The organism is Micromonospora echinofusca, assembly GCF_017614955.1.
In the GTDB taxonomy this organism is placed as follows: Bacteria; Actinomycetota; Actinomycetes; order Mycobacteriales; family Micromonosporaceae; genus Micromonospora; species Micromonospora echinofusca_A.
Map to the genome: position 1 here is coordinate 1 of NZ_WVUH01000139.1, position 17198 is coordinate 17198.

Sequence of the window (17198 nt, forward strand, 5' to 3'; positions counted from 1 at the left end):
CCCCAGCGGGCCGCAGGGGGTGGCGGCCCGCTGGGGGAGTCGGCCCGGCGGGTCGCGGATACGGGACGGATCGCGCGGGGTGAGGAGCCTGTCGATGCGCCGGGCTCGTCGCAGTACAATGGCACACATCACACATCATGTAAATACTGCCAATCATCGATGTTGACAGAGGCGAAGAATCCACCCTGAACCGGACATAGTTGGTCGGATAGCGGACTCTGCTCTTGCTTCGACCCGCAGGTGCATCAGGCTTGTTCGATGACCCGTACGATCCTTCGGCTCGCCTGCGCGTTGATCGTCACCGTCCCGCTGCTGGCCGGCGTGCCGGCGCGGGCCGCCGTACCGGACGGGCTGACCGCAGTCGACATCCACCCCACCGGATGGATGTCGAGCTCGGCGTACGACGTGAACGACCGCGGTGAGGTGATCGTCACCGCGGTGAACGTGGTCGACTCCGTGATCCAGCCGCCGCTCGGATTCGTCTGGCGGGCCGGGAGGCACACCGCACTGCGCCCCCTGCCCGGTGGCACCGGCACCCTCCCGCGCGACATCAACGAGCGCGGCGAGGTCGCCGGGTTCTGCCAGTCCGTCGCCCATCCGGCGCGCCCGTGCCTGTGGCGGCACGGGCGGCCGATCGACCTCGGCACACTCGACGAGCGCGGCACGGGCACCGCGCTGGTGATCAACGACAGGGGTGAGGTCGTCGGCGAGAACCAGACGTTCATCCGTGGCGGTGAGACCCGCGCCTTCCTCTGGCGGCGCGGCACTCTCACCGATCTCGGAGGCGTCGGCCACCGCAGCGCCACCGGCATCAACAACTCCAGCCAGGTGATCGGCGTGCACTACACGGACGCCGGGCGGCGGGCCTTCCTCTGGCAGCGGGGCACCCTGACCGACCTGGGGACCCTGGGCGGAGACGAGGCGGTGCCGGCCGACATCAACGAGCACGGGCAGATCGTCGGGACGAGCACCACGGCCAGCGGCGCCCAGCACGCGTTCCTCTGGCAGGACGGCCGGATGATCGACCTGGGGGCGCCGTCGGGCGACAGTGGTGCCGTGGCGGTCAACGACCGGGGTCAGGTCCTCGGCTGGACCAGCTCGGCGGACGGAACGGGTCAGGTGTTCCGTTGGCACCGGGGCGTCCGCACCGAGTTCGCCGGCTACCCCGGCGACCTCAACGAGCGGGGCTGGATCGCCGGTACCACCACCGGGGATCCGCGACGAGCCTTCCTGTGGCGCAACGGTCGGATGGTCACCGGGGGCGCGGCGACCACCGCGACGGTCCTCAACAACCGGGGCCTGCTGGCCGGATCGGCACGTGCCTCCGGCGGTGATCGCGCGACCGTGTGGAGGTGACGACCCGCGCGGTCCTCGGGGTCACCGCGGACTCCTTGTTCAATATCGATATTTCCCGATATCATGTCGGCCTGGTGACACACCCGACGTCGGGCGGAGGTTGACCGGATGACAGCCGCAGGGACACCGGTGGCGCACCGGGCGGTCGACAGCCGCCGCTTCCTGCTCGACGGCACCCTCGACCTCACCGCACCGGCCACCTCCGTGGCCGACCTGACGATCGACGGCCGGCTGCACGAGTTCACCACCGGACCGGTCGGGCTCGCCGACGACGTGGCCCGGGCGCTCGGCGTCGACACGTTCGACGAGGAACTCACCTACCAGGGCGGCGCGCTGCTCACCGCGCGTACCCGACCCTACGACCGGCAGATCCAGCTGACCGAGGACCGGCTCGTGGCCGTCTGGCGGGGCCGACGGTACTGCTTCCTCACCGAGATGTACGGCGCGTCGACCGTCGACCTCGTCGGAGTGCTGCGGACCCTGCGCGTCGAGGAGCACGACGACGGCCTCACCCTGCACCCGGCCACGAAGGCCGGCGCCGAGTACGCCGCACCGGCCACCGTGCTCAAGGAGATCCCCGGACTCGGCCTGCTGGAGATGGCGCCGCTCACCCGGCAACGCGCCGCGCAGTTGCCGTCCTGGCGGGGCCTGCGCACACAGGCGGGTGAACTCTTCCGGGACGCCCTACCGGACGGGAAGCCCTACTTCGTCCTGGCCACCTCGGACACCTGGCTCAGCCTGGTGCCGCTCGCCGACACGGACACCGACGCGGTACCCGCCCTGGTGGACCGGCTCCGCGTCCAGACCGCCGGGTAGACCGTCGATGTCCGCACTGCTGGGCAGCGTCGCGACGTACACCGTCCTGGCCACCCTGCTCGTCGCCAGCGTCGCCCACCTGTCCCGACCGGCGGTGCTGGCCGGGGCACTGGCCACCCACCGGGTCCTCCCGGCGCCGGCCACGGTCGCGGCCCTGGTCGTCGGCACCGAGGGTCTGCTCGCCGGCACCGGGATCGTGGCCCTGTGGCAGGGCGACCGGAGCCTGCTCGGGGTGAGCCTGGCCGGCAGTGGCGTCCTGTTCGGCCTGTACGCCGGCTACGGCCGGTACCTGCTCGTTACCGGACGCACCGGACCGTGCGGCTGCTCCCGCCGGGAACTCCCGATGACCGGGTGGGTGGTGACGCGGGCACTCGCCCTCGCCGGCCTGGCCCTGACCGGACTGACCCTGGCCGGTTCGGTCCTCCCGCCGCAGCGCACCGGCACCCCGCTCGCCGTCGCGCTGCTGGCCGCCGCCACGTTCACCACCCTGCTGTGGCACCTGCCCGCCGCCATGCACCAGCCGACGGTGGCCGCCGTGCGGACCCGGACCGGCCGGCCCACCGGCGTCACCGCGGAGGAAGGGCTACCCCGATGAGCTTCCAGACCAGCGCGCTGATCCTGAGCTGGATCGCGATCCTCCTGCTCGCCCTCGTGGTGTCCGGCCTGGTACGCCAGGTCCACGCCCTGTCCACCGGTGCCGTCGCGCGTCGCCCCGGGGCGGTCGGCCTGCCACCGGGAACACCCGCCCCCGGACTCACCCGGTTGGCGCCGGCGCATCCGGCGGTACCACTGGTGCTGCTCTTCCTGGACCCCGACTGCGGGACCTGCACGGCGCTGCGGACCGAGACGACCGCCCAGGCCGACCGTCCCGGCGTGGAGTTCCGGATCCTCTACCGCAACGACCCGCCGGGGCAGCCCGACGGGCAACCGGTCACCGTGCTCGGCGGGCAGGCGGAGCTGTTCGACCGGTACGACGTCCCCGTCACCCCGTTCGCCACCGTCGTCGACCGGGGCGGACGGGTACTGCGGGCCACCCCGGTCGGCTCCCGGGCGGCGCTACGTGACCTGCTCGACGAGGTCGCCCCGGCACCCGGCCGCCCCGCCCCGGCGGTCACCACGAACCAGCAGGGAGGCCGGGCATGACCACTCTGGACGCCGTACCCTGGCTGCGCGGCGCCGACCCCGGCACCGGCCCCGCCGACCGGCGCGTGCCGGAGGAGCCGGGCGGCCGTACCCGCGGCGGCTGGGAACTGTCCCGTCGCGCCCTGCTGCGGGCGGGCACCGCGATCGGGATGGCCGCCCTCAGCGTGTTCCCGGCCGCCCGCCGGGCGTACGCCGACGGGTACAGCATCTACAACGGCTGCCCGACGTACGCCAGCGACCACAACTGCTCACCCGGGTGCGGCCCGAGCACGATCTTCGCCGACGCCTGCAACACCAGCGGCACGTACCTCGGGTTCCACAAGAACGACGGCGTCACCTGGACCCTGCGGCCCAACGAGTGCTACGCCGGCACGTACGACGGCTGGCTCTGGCTCTACCAGGGGGCGTGCGGTGCCTGCGCCTGCTCGGTCGAACGCCGCTGCCACGACGGGTACCGCAGGACCAGCTCGGGCTGGGTGAAGTCGATCTGCCGGTGGAACACCCAATGCGGCTGCCTGAGCACGGTCAGCTGGCCCACCGTCCGGCGGGGCAACACCGGGGTGAACGTCTACACCGTGCAGCACCTGCTGACCGCCCGAGGCCACGCGACCACCGTCGACGGGATCTTCGGCGCCGACACCGAGACGAAGGTGAAGAACCTCCAGACGGCGGCCGGTCTCACGGCCACCGGCGTCGTCGACGCGACCACCTGGCCGGCACTCGTGGTCACGGTCCGCTCCGGGGACACCGGCCAGGCCGTCCGGGGCGCGCAGCGCCAACTCAACCGGCACGCCTACGGGCTGGTGGTCGACGGGGTCTTCGGCGCGGGTACCGACAGCGCGACCCGGGACTTCCAACGGCAGAACGGGCTGACCGCCGACGGGGTGATCGGGCAGAACACCTGGCGGACCCTGACCGGCGGCGCGGTGTGACCGGTACGCTGCCCCCGCCGGTGAGCGCGGCCCGCCGCTGGGGCGCCGACCCGCTGGTACCCCTGCTGCTGCTCACCGTCGGCGCGCTCGCCGCCGCCGCGTACGGGCACGAACTCACCTGGGCGATGATCGGCGGGCTCGCCGGGTACACCCTCTCCGGCTCCGTGTGAACGCACAACAGCGCCCACGCGCTGGCCTCGCCCGGGTGGCGGGATTCGGATCGACAGAGCACCGTCCTGGCCCTGTTCGTCGCCGGGCTGATCGCCGGTGGCCTGCTCAGCGGGCTGAGCCTCGGGCTGCTCTCCGGGCTGTCCGCACCCCTGCCCGCCCCGTGGCGGTACGCGGGCATCGTGGCGGTGGCGGTGCTCGGGCTGGGCCGGGAACTCGGCCTGGTCCCGATCCGGCTGCCGCAGAACGCCCGGCAGGTACCGCAGGACGTCCTCCACCGCAGCCTGCGGCGCGGGGCGCTCCAGTTCGGCTTCGAACTCGGCACCGGCGTGCGCACCTACGTCTCGGCGAGCGCCCCGTACGTGCTGGCCACCGCCGTCCTGCTCGGCGGTCAACGCCTGTCCGTGGCGGTGCTCGCCGGGGTCGGTTTCGGTGTCGGCCGCGCGTTGACCCCGCTGGCCCGCCGGGCGGCCGGTACCGGTGACCGGTGGGACGCGGACCTGCGGGCGCGGCTGCGGGCGATCACCGTCACGGCGGCGGTGGTGCTGGTGGTCGCGGTCGGCCTGCTGGCCGCCCGGCAGGTGTAGCGGCCCGGCTCTCTGCGCCACGACCGGTGCCCCGCGCATGGCCCCGTTGCGGTAGCGTGCGGACCATGTCGAGCCCTGAGGCGTCCAGGGTGGGAGCTTTCGGTCACGCCGTCAGCTCCCGCCACCACTGAGTTTCCCTCCTGCTGTCCTGCCGCGCCTGCGGCGGGACGGGTGCCTCCTGGGCGCTGACCGCGGTGACGAGACGTTCCTTCTCGTTCTTCTCCTCACCTCGGAGCCGTCATGCCGCTTCCGCTCTACCTGCTCGCCGTGGCCGTCTTCGCCATGGGTACCTCGGAGTTCATGCTCGCCGGCCTCCTGCCGGACATCGCCGCCGACCTCGGTGTGACCGTCGGATCGGCCGGCCTGCTCACCTCGGCCTTCGCGGCCGGAATGGTCGTCGGCGCGCCGCTGATGGCCGGGCTGGCCCGTAACCGACCCGGACGGTCCAGCCTCGCCGCGTTCCTCCTCGTCTTCCTCGCGGCCCACGTGCTGGGCGCGGTCACCGGGAGTTTCCCGGTGCTGGTCGCGTCCCGGGTGGTCGCCGCACTGTCGAACGCGGGCTTCCTCGCGGTGGCCCTGACCACCGCCGTGCCGCTGGTCCCCGCCGACCGGCGGGGCCGTGCGCTCGCGGTGCTGTTGTCCGGTACGACCGCAGCCATGGTCGCCGGGGTGCCGGCGGGCGCGGCCCTCGGCACGATCCTCGGCTGGCGGGCCACGTTCTGGGCCGTCGTCGTGCTCTGCCTGCCGGCGGTCGTCGGCATCCTCGGCGGGATTCCGGCGCAGCCGGCACCGCGTGGTCCGGCGGGCGGGCCGGCTCTGCGCACCGAGTTGGCCCAACTGCGGCGGGTACGACTGGTCCTGGTCATGCTGCTCGGCGCGCTGGTGAACGCGGCGACCTTCGGAGGTCTCACGTTCCTCGCCCCCGTCGTGACCGGCACCGCCGGGTTGGACCAGTGGTGGGTTCCCGCCGTGCTGGTGATCTTCGGGGTCGGTTCCTTCGCCGGGGTCAGCATCGCCGGACGGCTGTCCGACCGGCGGCCGGGCCTGGTCCTGGCGGTCGGCGGCCCGGCGTTGCTCATCGGCTGGCTGGCCCTGGCGGTCCTGGCCGGGGAGCCGGTCGCGCTGCTCGTCCTGGTCTTCGTGCAGGGCCTGCTGTCGTTCGCGCTGGGCGGCACGTTGATCACCCGGGTGCTGTACGAGGCGGCCGGAGCACCCACGATGGCCGGTTCGTACGCGACGGCGGCACTCAACGTCGGCGCCGTCGTCGGACCGCTCATCGCGGCGGCCACCCTCGGCGTCGTTGCCGGACACCGGGGACCGCTCTGGGCGGGTGCGGCTCTCGTCGCCGTCGCCCTCCTGGTGGCGCTGCCCTGCCGCCAGGTCTTCGCGTCCCGGTCGGGCGTGCCGACGGGGCCGGCGCGGTGACCGTCCCGGTCGCCCGGGGCACGGATGCCCCGGGCGACCGGGGTTACCCGGGATCCGGACCTGCGGCGGGGCTGGCCCGGTCGGTCAGCGTGACCACGGCTGGTGGAGCCGGCCGGCTCAGACCCGGGTGAGGCGGACGGCGTCGGCGATGACGAGGCCACTGCCCGAACTCCACCGGCTCACCCCGACCCGGTTGGCGTCGCCGGCCGGCAGGGTGAACGTGCCGAGGCTGCGCCACTGTCCACCGTTGACACGCTGGTCGGCGTAGACGGTGCGGTTGCCGGTGGTGGTCGCGATGACGTACGGGGTGGCGCTGTTGTATCCGGCGTTCGCGGGCCACCAGGCGTCCACCCGGTAGTTGGCGGTCGCCGGCACGTTGAACTTGTACCAGGCGGCGTCGCTGGCCGCGACCGGGTCGGCGTAGCGGTAGTCGCCCCCGTACCGCTGGCCGGAGTACGACGAGACGCCCCAGTTGGCGCTGGCGGTGAACCGGCCGGCGGTGGTGTTGTCCACCACCGCGCTCCACGCCGTGCCGCCGGACATCTTGGCGGCCACGTCGGCGCGCATCACGTTCAGGTCGATGAACGACGGGTCGATCTTGCCGGTGGTGCTGGTCTCCCGGTGCCCACGGGCGTAGCTGGCGTCCCGGCCGAGGCGTTTGAGGACCGCGGCGGTGGCGGCGATCGACGCGTTGTACTGGGCGGCGGTCATCTCCTGGCTGACCCCGTTGTAGTCGATCTCCCAGCCGATCATCAGCGTGTTGCCGTCGCCGGCCGGGATGGGGCCGCTGCCGCCGCTGGTGCCGGCGTGGTTGCACCGGCCGGCGGAGATGACGTGGAAGACCCCGTGGTAGTCGACGAGGGCCTGGCAGAGCGGGCCGGGCAGGTCGGAGCGGCCGTTGATGCAGACATTCAGCGCCGGGTGCGGGTTGGTGGCGCTGGAGGTCGCGGCGGTGTGGTGCCACAGCACGCCGATCGGGTTGAAGTCGCCGGGGCGCATCCGGTTGAGCCAGTCGCCCTCGACGACGACCTGGACGCCGGCGGCCCGCAGCACGTCCACCAGCCAGGGGATGGTGGCCATCACGCGGCTCCGAACAGGTCGGCGAGGCACTCGACCTTCGGCGCGGCGGCTGCCGGGGCGGGTTTGGCGGCGACGGTCAGCGCGGCGGCGGTCAGCGCCGCCGGAATGCTGAGCACCCGTCGGCGACGCAGACGGACGGGACGTGGTGTTGTCATGGTGTTCCTCCAGCGACCAGGCCAAAGAAAGATCGACGTATTGCGATGGCGGCAGGCTATCTCGCGGCGGCCGTCGATGTCGATACCCTTTACCGCGATCGTCGTGACTGAAAGATTTTGACGGCCGGCCGGTGAGTGGGGTGGCCGGCCGGCGGCCCGACGGCCCCGGTGGGTCAGTGTGGGAACGACCGGGCGGTGCGGCAGGCGACGCCGTTGCGGAACTGCGCGATGCGGGCAGCGACCTGCCGCATGCCGTACGTGTCCTCGATCCGGTCGAGGTAGAGCGAGCGTCGGGCCAACCCGTCCAGATCGAAGCTGAAGTAGACGGCCATCAGCGGATTGACGAACAGGACACTGCCCCGGGTCCGGCGGGTGCCGTGGACGTCCCCCACGTCGCCCCGGGTGGCGGCGGCGATCTGGGTGTGCACGATGCTCGGCCGCAGCGGCGTCACGGCCTGGGCGTCCGCCACCGCCTCCCGGTACAGCACCGCCTCCCGGCTGCTGCCGGGAATCGACAGCGCGCCGAGATAGCAGCCGTCCCGCTCCAGCGTGGCAATGTTCTCCAGCACCTGCGTGTGGTTGACGCCATGGTAGGCGTCGATGCCGAACCCGAGGCAGGTCACCAGCTTGACCGGCACGTCCAGGCCCGCGACGGCGGCAAGGCTGGTCATGTCCTCCTCCGGGGTGCCCAGACCCGTCTCGTCGCCGCGCATCAGGATGTCGGTGCCACCGTCGACGAGGACGACGGCATCGACGCCCAGGTGGTCCCGGAGCGACCGGTAGGCGGCCCGCAGCGGCTGGACGCCGGTACGCGGGAAGGCGTACACCGTGGACGGCAGCTCCCGGGTGGCGAGCCAGCGGGCCAGGGTCCGCTCGGGGAAGTAGTCGTCGGGGCCGGCCGTGTCCGGATTCACCGCCGCCACGTTCTCGGCCAGCCACACGTCGAGGTCGAGGAGTTCGAGGTGGGCGAACGACAGGTTCGCCAGGTGCACCCGTCGGCCCGTACCCTGCAACGCCAGCGCCAGCGGCAGCCCGGCGTACACGTCGAAACCGCCGCCCGCCCCGGCGATCAGCACCGTGCGGGCGTCCTTCAGCGCGGCGAACAACGGTGGTACCGCGAGCGAGAACACCGACCGCCACCTCCCTCCACCGCTCGACCGTCCATCACGGCGTGGGCTGGTCGACCCCCATCGTCGCACCGTGGTAAGTGCTCTCGTCCGGCCGAGGTGGTGGCGGACCGGTGACCGTCGGCCTGATCACCGTTGACATGGCGGCGAAGTTGTTCTCATAATGAGTTGTACTCAAATTGAGGAGGACTTCGGTGTCGGAGGAGCAGTTTCTGCGGGCGTACGACCCGCGCGACTACCCGGCGGTCGCGGTGACCGTCGACGTGGTGGCGCTGACCATCCGCGACGGCGCCCTCCACCTCCTGCTCATCCAGCGCGCCGAACCGCCCTTCGAGGGCTGCTGGGCACTGCCCGGCGGATTCGTCCGCCCCGACGAGGACCTCGGCGCCGCCGCCCGCCGCGAGTTCGCCGAGGAGACCGGCCTCGGCGGCGAACAGCTCCGCCGCGTCCACTTCGAACAACTTGCCAGCTACGGCACCCCGGACCGCGACCCCCGGATGCGCATCGTCTCCGTCGCGCACCTGGCCTTCGCCCCGGACCTGCCCGAACCGCAGGCCGGCAGCGACGCCAGCGCCGCGCAGTGGCTCCCGGTGTCCGCGCTCGCCAGCCGGCAACTCGCCTTCGACCACGAGCGCATCGTCGCCGACGGTCTCGAACGCGCCCGCTCCAAACTGGAGTACACGCCGCTGGCCACCCGCTTCGTCGGCGACGAGTTCACCATCGCCGAACTGCGCGCCGTCTACGAGACGGTCTGGGGTCACCCGCTGCACCCCGGCAACTTCCACCGCAAGGTGCTCTCCGTACCCGGGCTGGTCGAGAGCACCGGCCAGACCACCGCGCACGGCGGCGCCAAGGGCGGCCCCCGGGCCAAGCTCTACCGGGCCGGGGACGCCCGACTGCTGCACCCGGCGCTGCTGCGCCCCGGCCGGGAGGAAACCGTCCGATGAGACTCGCCGACGCGATCCACCTCGTCACCCGGGCCGCCGACGACGAACTCTTCGGCCGCGCCGACCCGCACCGCCGGTACCGGCAACTCGCCGCCGTGCTCCACCCGGACCGGACCGGCCACGTCGACGAGACGCAGCGCGCGGCGGCCACCGCCGCGTTCGTCACCCTCACCACCCGCTGGCAGGCGTACGGCAGCACCACCGTCAACGGGTACACCCTCGGCTCACCCGCCTACTCCGGCGACCTCGCCGACCTGTACCGACTCGACGACGACCGGCTGCTCAAACTGCCCCGCGACCCGGCGAACAACGACCTGATGCTGCGCGAACAGGTCGCCCTGCGCCGCATCGAACGTGACGGCGACCCCCGCTACCTGCCCTACGTACCCCGGCTCGTCGAGTCGTTCCGGCACCGCGACGACAGCACCGGCGCGGAGCACCGGGTGAGCGTGCTCGCCGCCGTACCCGGACTGCACAGCCTCGCCGAGGTGCGGCGCCGCAGGCCCGACGGCCTGGACCCGCGCGACGCCGCCTGGATGTGGCGGCGGCTGCTCGTCGCGCTCGGCCTCGCCCACCGGGCCGGCGTCGTGCACGGCGCCGTCCTGCCCGACCACGTGCTGATCGAACCCGACGCGCACGGCGTGGTGCTCGTCGACTGGTGCTACTCCGTCGCCGACCCCGGTGACACCGTGCCGGCCGTCGTCCCCGCCTACGCCGACTGGTACCCCGTCGAGGTGCGCGACCGGCGCCCACCCGGCCCGGGCACGGACCTCGCGATGGCCGCGACGTGCATGGTCACGCTGATGGGCGACCGGGCACCTGCGGCGCTGCGGTCCTTCGCGGACGGCTGCCGCACCACCCGACCCGAATCCCGACCCGACGACGCCTGGCGCCTGCTCGGCGAACTCGACGACGTCCTCGAACGGCTCTACGGCCCCCGTACCTTCCGACCCTTCCACCTGTGATCCCACCCTGGAGGTAAACCATGGGAAGCGGCATCTGGTCCACCGACGTCTACGACGCCGCCGACCGCTACCGGCGGTCCACCGGCACCAGCGCCTTCGCCTACAGCGACAGCGGCGCCCGCACCGTGCACCCGGCCCTCGACCCGCGTGACGCCCACCGGGAGAGCCGCGACTCGGCCGAACACCCCGAGTCGCTGGCCATCGCGGTCCTGTTCGACGTCACCGGCTCGATGCGCAACGTACCGAAGGTGCTGCAACAGAAACTGCCGAAGCTGCTCGGCCTGCTCCAGCGCAAGGGCTACGCCCGGGACCCGCAGATCATGTTCGGCGCGATCGGCGACGCCACCTGCGACCGGGTGCCGTTGCAGATCGGTCAGTTCGAGTCGGACAACCGGATGGACGACGACCTCGGCCGGATCGTGCTGGAGGGCGGCGGCGGGGGACAGCAGACCGAGTCCTACGAACTGGCCCTCTACTTCATGGCCCACCACACCTCCATCGACTGTTACGAGAAGCGGGGCCGGCGCGGCTACCTGTTCATCATCGGCGACGAACTGGCCTACCAGCGGGTCAAGGCCCGCGAGGTCGGCCAGGTGATCGGCGACCGGCTCGCCGACGACCTGCCGCTGCGGCAGGTCGTCGCACAGGCGCAACGGTTGTACGACGTGTACTACCTGCTGCCCGCCGGGTCAAGCTACGCCGGCAGCCGTACCGTGCTCGACTTCTGGCGGGACCTGCTCGGCCAGAACACCGTCGAGGTCGACGACCTCGACGCGGTCTGCGAGACGATCGCGCTGACCGTGGGGCTCGGCGAGGGCACCGTCGACCTCGACACCGGGCTGCGCGACCTGGCCGACGTCGGTTCGGCCGCGACCCGTACCGTCTCGAAGGCCCTCGCGAAGGTCGACGCCGCCGGGCGGACCGTCACCGGCGGACGCCTGCCCGCACCGCGCGGCACCGACCGGATCACCCGACTGTGACCCACGTGATCGTGGCCGACCTCGGGTACGGCGACGCCGGCAAGGGCACCATCGTCGACTGGCTCTGCGCCCGGGGCGTCGGCGGTCGGGCGGTGACGGCGGTGGTGCGGTACAACGGGGGAGCCCAGGCCGCGCACACCGTCGTCCTGCCCGACGGCCGGCGGCACACCTTCGCCCAGTTCGGGGCCGGTACCTTCCGGCCCGGTGTGCGCACCCACCTGTCCCGGTTCACGGTGGTCGACCCGCTGGCGCTGGTGGTCGAGGCCGACCACCTGGCGTCGGTGGGCGTCACCGACGCGTTCGACCGGCTGACCGTCGACGCGGCGGCCCTGCTGGCCACCCCCTGGCACCGGGCGGCCAACCAGGCCCGGGAGACCGCCCGAGGCGCGGACCGGCACGGCTCCTGCGGCCGGGGCGTGGGCGAGACCATGGCCTACGCCCTGGCTCACCCGGGCGACGCACCCCGGGTGGCCGACTGCCGCACCCCGGCGGTACTCGCCGACAAGCTCGCGTTGCTGCGCGACCGGCTCACCGCCGAACTGGGCCCGCTCGACGGCCCCGGCAGCGCCGGGGTGCCGCCGGTGCGGGCCTGCGTGGACGCCTTCACCGCCTTCGCCGCCCGGGTGCCGGTCGTCGACGGTGGGTACCTGCCGGCGCTGCTGCGGGCCGGACCGGTGGTGTTCGAGGGCGCGCAGGGCGTCCTGCTCGACGAGTGGCACGGCTTCCACCCGTACACGACCTGGAGTACCACCACCTTCGCCAACGCGCAGACCCTGCTGGCGGAGGCCGGTCAGGCCGGTGACGTGGTCCGGCTCGGGGTGCTGCGCGCCTTCACCACCCGGCACGGCGCCGGACCGTTGGTGACCGAGGACCCGACGCTGCCGTTGACCGACCCGCACAACCCGGCCAACGAGTGGCAGGGCGCGATGCGGTTCGGGCACTTCGACGCCGTCGCCCACCGGTACGCGTTGGAGGTGGCCGGCGGGGTCGACGGGATCGCGTTGACCCACCTCGACGCGGTGCCGCCGCAGGTGCGGCTCTGCCAGGCGTACGACTGGACCGAACGGCTGGTACCCGGGCCAGCCGGTGACCTGGACCGGCAGGCGGCGCTGACCCGCCGGCTGGCCCACACGGTGCCCCGCTACGACGCTCCGCCACCCGTCGACCGGGTGGGGGCGGTCACCGACGCGCTCGGGGTGCCGGTGGCGGTGACGTCGTACGGGCCGACGGCCGCCGACAAGTCGCTCACCGCGCACGCCCCGGGGGCGCTGGCCGCCCTGTCGCCGGCCGGCGTCACCTGATCACGGCGCGGGTTGTTCCGGTACGGGGAGGGCCGGCCCGCTGGCCGGTCCTGGCGCCTCCGGTTCGGTGGTGTCGGGTCCCGGGGTGTCCGGTCCGCCGGTCTCCGACCAGGGGACGGGCTCGCTGAGCTGCTCGCGCAGGTAGTTCCACCCGACGGCGATCAGGGCGGCGGCCGGTACGGCGAGCAGGCTGCCCACGATGCCCGCCAGGCTGCCGCCGAGGGTCACCGCGAGCAGCACCACCGCCGCGTGCAGACCGAGGCCACGGCTCTGCACCATGGGCTGGAACACGTTCCCCTCCAACTGCTGCACCGCGATGATGATCGCGAGCACGATCAGCGCGTCCGTGGGGCCGTTGGACACCAGCGCGATGAGGACCGCGACGAACCCGGCGAACAGGGCGCCCACGATGGGCACGAACGCCGACACGAAGGTCAGCACCGCCAGTGGGAGCACCAGCGGCACACCCACGATCCACAGCCCGAGGCCGATGAAGACCGCGTCCAGCAGGCCGACGAAGGCCTGCGACCGGACGAACGCACCGAGGGTGTCCCAGGAGCGGGCGGCCACGACCGGGACGTCGGTGGCGAGGCGCCCGGGGAGCTGACGGGTCAGCCAGGGCAGGAACCGTGGGCCGTCCTTGAGGAAGAAGAACATGAGGAAGAGCGCGAGGAAGGCGGTGACCACGCCGTTGACGACCGTGCCCACCCCCGTCACGGCGGCGGTGATGATGCTGCCGACGCTGTCCTGTACCCGGGCGACCGCCGTGTCGAGCCCCTTGCTGACCTCGTCGTCACCGATGTTCAGCGGCGGCCCGGAGGCCCACTCGCGGAGCTGCTGGATGCCCTTGACCACGCCGTCGGCCAGTTCGCCGGACTGCGACGCCACGGGCACCGCGATCAACACGACCGTGCCGGCGGCAGCGAGCAGGAACAGTACGGTCACGGTCGACGCGGCCAGTGCGGGTGGCCACCCGTGCCGGCGCAGGAACCGGGCGGAGGGCCAGGTCAGGGTGGTGAGGAGCAGGGCGATCACGAGCGGCCAGACGACCGACCACATCCGCCCGAGGATCCACAGGGCCACTGCGGTCGTCAGCAGGACCAGCAGCGTCTCCAGGGAGATCCGCGCCGACGTGCGGAGCGCGGCCCGGGTCTTGGCGGCATTCACTCTGGTGGACACGGGATCACCCTAGGCGTCGTCGGGAACGGAGCCCTGCTCCGGTACCGGGCGGTCGGTTCCTGGTCCGGTCCTCGTCGCCCGGCCGGGAGCCAGTATGCACGCTCGTGGACGCCGTGCATCCGGCCCCCGGCCGACGTGATCGTGATTCCGCCGGGTGGGCGGTCGTCACGCCCGGTAGCAGGTCGTCAGGCCCGGTAGCAGGCGGCCAGTGTGGTGAAGGCGGCCTTCGGTTCCCAGGGCATGTCGGGGTACGTCTCACCGGTACCCTCGTCCAGGATCTTGACCACGCCCCAACTGGCCATGTCGAGGTCCTCCCGGGGGTTGCGGCGATGGGGTAGGCCGTAGCAGACGAAGGTGCACGCGAAGGCCGCGTCGACGCCCTCGGCGGTGAAGATGTCCAACAGTTCGCGCAGGTAGGTGGCCTGTTCCTGCTCGTCGCGGACGTAGTCGCCGTTGAGTCGCACCGGGATGCCCCCGTCGTACTCGACGATCTCTCCGCTGAGGGCGCCGTGGTCGGCGGCGCCACGGTGGGTGGTGCATCCGAACTCCGTGATGGCGACCGGTTTGCCCTGCGCCACCAGCGCGCGGATGCCCTGCTGGTAGACGTGGGCGACCTCCTTCGAGCGGTGGGCGTCGACCGAGACGATGTCGAACGGCGTCCAGTCGACGCGTTCGAGCGGCACCGACGCGTAGGTGACCCGGCCGGCGAAGCGTTCCCGGACCACGGCGACCGCCCGGCCGAGGAAGTCGTTGACGCGGTCGGGCACCAGAGCCATCGCTCTGATCATGTCGGGGTCGCGTCGTAGCAGACTGTCGAGCCGTTCGCGGAGGCTGCCGCCGGGCAGGAAGCCGTTGTTGAACAGGCTCAACTCCGCGCCGGTGACGAACACGACCTCGGCACCCCGACGGCGGATCCGCTCGGCGCGGCCGGCGCCGTCGGCGAGCAGGTCCAGCATCTGTTCCGGGTCGAGTCCGTGGGTGAAGGGCGAGAACCACACCTCCAGGCCCAGGTCGGCGGCGTGGCTCGCGGCGAATTCCAGTTGGTCGAGGTTGCTGCCGAACACGCGCACCGCGGTGCAGTGCAGGTCGGCACGGATGATCTCCAGTTCGCGCCGGACGACGGCGGGGTCGAACGGACGGCTGGTGGTGCCGTCGAAGCTGAATCCGGCGTCGTAGCCGATGCCCTTGGCGCGCATGGCGGGTCTCCTTCACCATTAGGGTACGGTACGTACCGTACCCTAATGGTGGGGTCGGGTCCACTGTGGGTACGGCGCCCGCAGCCGTGCCATGTACCGTGAGCAGGTGAGGATGGTGGACGAACCGTCCGCCCACTCGGAGCCGCCGACGCAGCCCGCCCGGGGTCGGCGCCGGGGCGCCGAGCTGGAGCGGGCGATCCTGCGGGCTGCGGCGGAGGAGCTGACCGAGTCCGGGTACGCCGGGCTCACCATGGACCGGGTGGCCCAACGCGCCGGTACCAACAAGAACGCGATCTACCGCCGGTGGCCCAACCGGGCAGCACTCGGTATCGCCGCCTACCAGCAGATGGCTGCGGAGACCGCAGAGCTACCCGACACCGGGGAACTGCGTGGCGACGTGCTGGAACTGCTGCGTCGCGCCAACAGCACCTGGTCGTCGCCCATCGGCGGGATCCTGCGCGCCCTGTTGGCCGGCGCGCGCGACGATCCGCAACTGCTCGCGCAGATCCAGGAGAACTCCGCCGACGCCGGCAGTGCGGCCTGGCTCGCGCTACTGGCCCGCGCGGTGGACCGGGGTGAGGCGTCACCCGAGGCCCTGCACCCGCGCGTCGCCACCGTGGCGGTCGTCCTGCTGCGCAACGAGTTCATCGCCCGTGGCTACCCGACCGTGCCCGACAGCGTCCTGGTCGAGATCGTCGACGAGGTCTACCTGCCGCTGATCAGCGGACGCGGCGGCACCGGACCGGCCCTCCCGGACCCGTGAACCGGAGCCCCGGGTCAGCCCAGGTGGGGATCAGGCGTCCAGGGTGCGTACCGCAGTCGACGAGACCGCCGTCAGCTCGGGCAGCGCCGGCAGGAACAGGGTACGGACACCGAGCGCCTCGTTCATCGCGGCGAGCCGGTACTCGTCCTGAAGATCCGAGGTGTTGCGGACACCCCGGACGATGAGGTCCACCCCGTGCCGGCGGCACCAACTCGCGGTCAGCCCGCTCCACCCGGCGACGGTCACGGTGCTCCAGTCAGCCGGCAGCCGGGCCCGCACCGCCGTGGCCCGCTCCTGCGGGGTCCTACCCGGACCCTTGGCGGCGTTGACCGCGACGAGGACGGTGACCTCGTCGAAGAGCCGGCGGGCCCGGTCCACGATGCTCAGGTGCCCGGGGGTGAAGGGATCGAAGGTGCCCGGGTAGACCGCGCGTACGACCACCGGTCACTCCTCCCTTCCCCGCGGGACCTGCTGCCACGACTCTAGGCACGCGGAGGTCAGCCGGCCGACCGGGAACCCGCGCCGTCCGTCACACCGGAAGGTCGACGGTGCGGCGCGGGTTCCGGGTGCTGCCGTGATCAGCCGGTGTACGGCAGGGTGACGGTGGACTGGTTGCCGACGCCGATCCGGGTGGCCGCGCCGCCGATGGCGTTCCAGACCTCGACCCGGACGGTGCCGTTGGCCAGGTCACCCAGCGTCCCGGTGGCCGACGACAGGCCCCGGGCCTCGGTGTACGACTCCCAGGTGTCGACGACCGGATCGGTGGCGAAGTAGTGGTACGTCTCCACCCGGTCGAAGCTGCCGTCACCGGTCAGGTCGTACGACACCCGCACCTGGGTACCGTTGCCCACCCCGCTGCCGGCGTCGAGCAGCAGGCGGAACTGGGTCGGGCCGCCCGCGTACCGCGCGGTGACGTTGTGCGCGGTGTAGACCAGCGGGTGGTGCGGGGTACCGACCCAGGTGCCGTCCGCTGCGCTGATCGTCGCGGTCGACGGGCTGATCGCCGGCCGGACCCAGAGCAGGTTGTCCTGGTGCAGGTAGTGGACCGGTCCGAACGGGCTCATCGTCGGAGTGGGGG

The 17198-nt window shown here is 72.5% G+C and carries 19 protein-coding genes and 1 pseudogene; 13 read left to right on the plus strand and 7 right to left on the minus strand.

Features of this window, described 5'->3' with window-relative positions; all coding sequences use genetic code 11:
• The first annotated feature begins 258 nt into the window (after positions 1 to 258).
• From GSF22_RS17025 to GSF22_RS17060, 8 genes are all read left to right on the plus strand, one after another.
• On the plus strand, positions 259 to 1356 hold the full coding sequence (locus GSF22_RS17025) for a hypothetical protein (RefSeq protein ID WP_208814570.1): 1098 nt from the start codon (positions 259 to 261) through the stop codon (positions 1354 to 1356).
• A gap of 108 nt (positions 1357 to 1464) precedes the next feature.
• Entirely contained in the window at positions 1465 to 2172 is a 708-nt protein-coding gene (locus GSF22_RS17030; protein WP_208814571.1) for a hypothetical protein, read from the plus strand.
• Positions 2173 to 2179: 7 nt separating this feature from the next.
• Entirely contained in the window at positions 2180 to 2767 is a 588-nt protein-coding gene (locus tag GSF22_RS17035) for a MauE/DoxX family redox-associated membrane protein (RefSeq protein WP_208814572.1), read from the plus strand.
• Positions 2764 to 3315, plus strand: coding sequence for a hypothetical protein (locus GSF22_RS17040; RefSeq protein ID WP_208814573.1), 552 nt, complete (start codon positions 2764 to 2766; stop codon positions 3313 to 3315). Before GSF22_RS17035 ends, GSF22_RS17040 begins: the two co-directional genes overlap by 4 nt.
• Positions 3312 to 4247 (plus strand): peptidoglycan-binding domain-containing protein, encoded by a 936-nt coding sequence (locus GSF22_RS17045; protein ID WP_244367565.1) that lies wholly within the window; start codon positions 3312 to 3314, stop codon positions 4245 to 4247. Before GSF22_RS17040 ends, GSF22_RS17045 begins: the two co-directional genes overlap by 4 nt.
• Positions 4248 to 4267: 20 nt before the next feature.
• Positions 4268 to 4417, plus strand: coding sequence for a hypothetical protein (locus GSF22_RS17050; protein WP_208814574.1), 150 nt, complete (start codon positions 4268 to 4270; stop codon positions 4415 to 4417).
• Between the two features lie 180 nt (positions 4418 to 4597).
• A complete protein-coding gene (locus GSF22_RS17055) occupies positions 4598 to 5002 on the plus strand; it encodes a hypothetical protein (protein ID WP_208814575.1) in 405 nt (134 codons plus the stop codon).
• Positions 5003 to 5242: 240 nt separating this feature from the next.
• Positions 5243 to 6427, plus strand: coding sequence for a Cmx/CmrA family chloramphenicol efflux MFS transporter (locus tag GSF22_RS17060; RefSeq protein ID WP_208814576.1), 1185 nt, complete (start codon positions 5243 to 5245; stop codon positions 6425 to 6427).
• A 117-nt stretch (positions 6428 to 6544) separates the two neighbouring features.
• On the opposite strand, the gene GSF22_RS17065 is transcribed toward GSF22_RS17060, so the two are convergent.
• The 3 genes from GSF22_RS17065 to GSF22_RS17075 all read right to left on the minus strand — a co-directional run bounded on the left by GSF22_RS17065 (position 6545) and on the right by GSF22_RS17075 (position 8792).
• Entirely contained in the window at positions 6545 to 7507 is a 963-nt protein-coding gene (locus GSF22_RS17065; protein ID WP_208814577.1) for a golvesin C-terminal-like domain-containing protein, read from the minus strand.
• Positions 7507 to 7662 carry a hypothetical protein gene (locus GSF22_RS17070; protein WP_208814578.1) on the minus strand — a complete coding sequence of 52 codons (156 nt, stop codon included), beginning with the start codon at positions 7660 to 7662 and terminating at the stop codon, positions 7507 to 7509. The genes GSF22_RS17065 and GSF22_RS17070 overlap by 1 nt, the downstream gene beginning before the upstream one ends.
• 173 nt (positions 7663 to 7835) lie before the next feature.
• A complete protein-coding gene (locus tag GSF22_RS17075) occupies positions 7836 to 8792 on the minus strand; it encodes a DUF1152 domain-containing protein (RefSeq protein ID WP_208814579.1) in 957 nt (318 codons plus the stop codon).
• Positions 8793 to 8983: 191 nt separating this feature from the next.
• Between GSF22_RS17075 and GSF22_RS17080 the strand changes: the two genes are divergently transcribed.
• From GSF22_RS17080 to GSF22_RS17095, 4 genes are read left to right on the plus strand one after another with little or no spacing between them, the layout of a single operon-like run.
• The gene (locus tag GSF22_RS17080) at positions 8984 to 9736 is read left to right on the plus strand and encodes an NUDIX hydrolase (RefSeq protein WP_307804061.1); all 753 of its coding nucleotides are present in this window, start codon (positions 8984 to 8986) and stop codon (positions 9734 to 9736) included.
• Positions 9733 to 10701 carry a serine/threonine protein kinase gene (locus tag GSF22_RS17085; RefSeq protein ID WP_208814580.1) on the plus strand — a complete coding sequence of 323 codons (969 nt, stop codon included), beginning with the start codon at positions 9733 to 9735 and terminating at the stop codon, positions 10699 to 10701. The genes GSF22_RS17080 and GSF22_RS17085 overlap by 4 nt, the downstream gene beginning before the upstream one ends.
• 20 nt (positions 10702 to 10721) lie before the next feature.
• The gene (locus GSF22_RS17090; RefSeq protein ID WP_208814581.1) at positions 10722 to 11681 is read left to right on the plus strand and encodes a hypothetical protein; all 960 of its coding nucleotides are present in this window, start codon (positions 10722 to 10724) and stop codon (positions 11679 to 11681) included.
• The gene (locus GSF22_RS17095; RefSeq protein WP_208814582.1) at positions 11678 to 12982 is read left to right on the plus strand and encodes an adenylosuccinate synthetase; all 1305 of its coding nucleotides are present in this window, start codon (positions 11678 to 11680) and stop codon (positions 12980 to 12982) included. The genes GSF22_RS17090 and GSF22_RS17095 overlap by 4 nt, the downstream gene beginning before the upstream one ends.
• On the opposite strand, the gene GSF22_RS17100 is transcribed toward GSF22_RS17095, so the two are convergent.
• Together GSF22_RS17100 and GSF22_RS17105 are read right to left on the minus strand one after the other, a co-directional pair.
• Positions 12983 to 14161 (minus strand): AI-2E family transporter, encoded by a 1179-nt coding sequence (locus GSF22_RS17100; RefSeq protein WP_208814583.1) that lies wholly within the window; start codon positions 14159 to 14161, stop codon positions 12983 to 12985.
• A 185-nt stretch (positions 14162 to 14346) separates the two neighbouring features.
• Complete coding sequence (locus GSF22_RS17105) at positions 14347 to 15357, minus strand: hypothetical protein (RefSeq protein ID WP_208814584.1); 1011 nt, start codon at positions 15355 to 15357, stop codon at positions 14347 to 14349.
• 112 nt (positions 15358 to 15469) lie between these two features.
• On the opposite strand from GSF22_RS17105, the gene GSF22_RS17110 reads away from it, so the two are divergent.
• Complete coding sequence (locus GSF22_RS17110) at positions 15470 to 16120, plus strand: TetR/AcrR family transcriptional regulator (RefSeq protein WP_208814588.1); 651 nt, start codon at positions 15470 to 15472, stop codon at positions 16118 to 16120.
• 30 nt (positions 16121 to 16150) lie between these two features.
• Here the strand turns inward: GSF22_RS17110 and coaD are convergent, their stop codons facing one another.
• Positions 16151 to 16561 (minus strand): pantetheine-phosphate adenylyltransferase, encoded by a 411-nt coding sequence (coaD, locus tag GSF22_RS17115; RefSeq protein WP_208814585.1) that lies wholly within the window; start codon positions 16559 to 16561, stop codon positions 16151 to 16153.
• A gap of 137 nt (positions 16562 to 16698) precedes the next feature.
• A pseudogene (locus tag GSF22_RS17120) lies at positions 16699 to 17198 on the minus strand (glycosyl hydrolase); the annotation flags it as partial.

What these genes read in the sequence shown, in the direction of transcription:
- GSF22_RS17060 (WP_208814576.1), top strand. Translation starts at nt 5,243, where the DNA reads ATGCCGCTTCCGCTCTACCTGCTCGCCGTGGCCGTCTTCGCCATGGGT.
- GSF22_RS17090 (WP_208814581.1), top strand. Translation starts at nt 10,722, where the DNA reads ATGGGAAGCGGCATCTGGTCCACCGACGTCTACGACGCCGCCGACCGC.
- GSF22_RS17035 (WP_208814572.1), top strand. Translation starts at nt 2,180, where the DNA reads ATGTCCGCACTGCTGGGCAGCGTCGCGACGTACACCGTCCTGGCCACC.
- GSF22_RS17110 (WP_208814588.1), top strand. Translation starts at nt 15,470, where the DNA reads ATGGTGGACGAACCGTCCGCCCACTCGGAGCCGCCGACGCAGCCCGCC.
- GSF22_RS17045 (WP_244367565.1), top strand. Translation starts at nt 3,312, where the DNA reads ATGACCACTCTGGACGCCGTACCCTGGCTGCGCGGCGCCGACCCCGGC.
- GSF22_RS17070 (WP_208814578.1), bottom strand. Translation starts at nt 7,662, where the DNA reads ATGACAACACCACGTCCCGTCCGTCTGCGTCGCCGACGGGTGCTCAGC.
- GSF22_RS17030 (WP_208814571.1), top strand. Translation starts at nt 1,465, where the DNA reads ATGACAGCCGCAGGGACACCGGTGGCGCACCGGGCGGTCGACAGCCGC.
- GSF22_RS17065 (WP_208814577.1), bottom strand. Translation starts at nt 7,507, where the DNA reads ATGGCCACCATCCCCTGGCTGGTGGACGTGCTGCGGGCCGCCGGCGTC.
- GSF22_RS17105 (WP_208814584.1), bottom strand. Translation starts at nt 15,357, where the DNA reads ATGCGCGCCAAGGGCATCGGCTACGACGCCGGATTCAGCTTCGACGGC.
- GSF22_RS17025 (WP_208814570.1), top strand. Translation starts at nt 259, where the DNA reads ATGACCCGTACGATCCTTCGGCTCGCCTGCGCGTTGATCGTCACCGTC.
- GSF22_RS17085 (WP_208814580.1), top strand. Translation starts at nt 9,733, where the DNA reads ATGAGACTCGCCGACGCGATCCACCTCGTCACCCGGGCCGCCGACGAC.
- GSF22_RS17040 (WP_208814573.1), top strand. Translation starts at nt 2,764, where the DNA reads ATGAGCTTCCAGACCAGCGCGCTGATCCTGAGCTGGATCGCGATCCTC.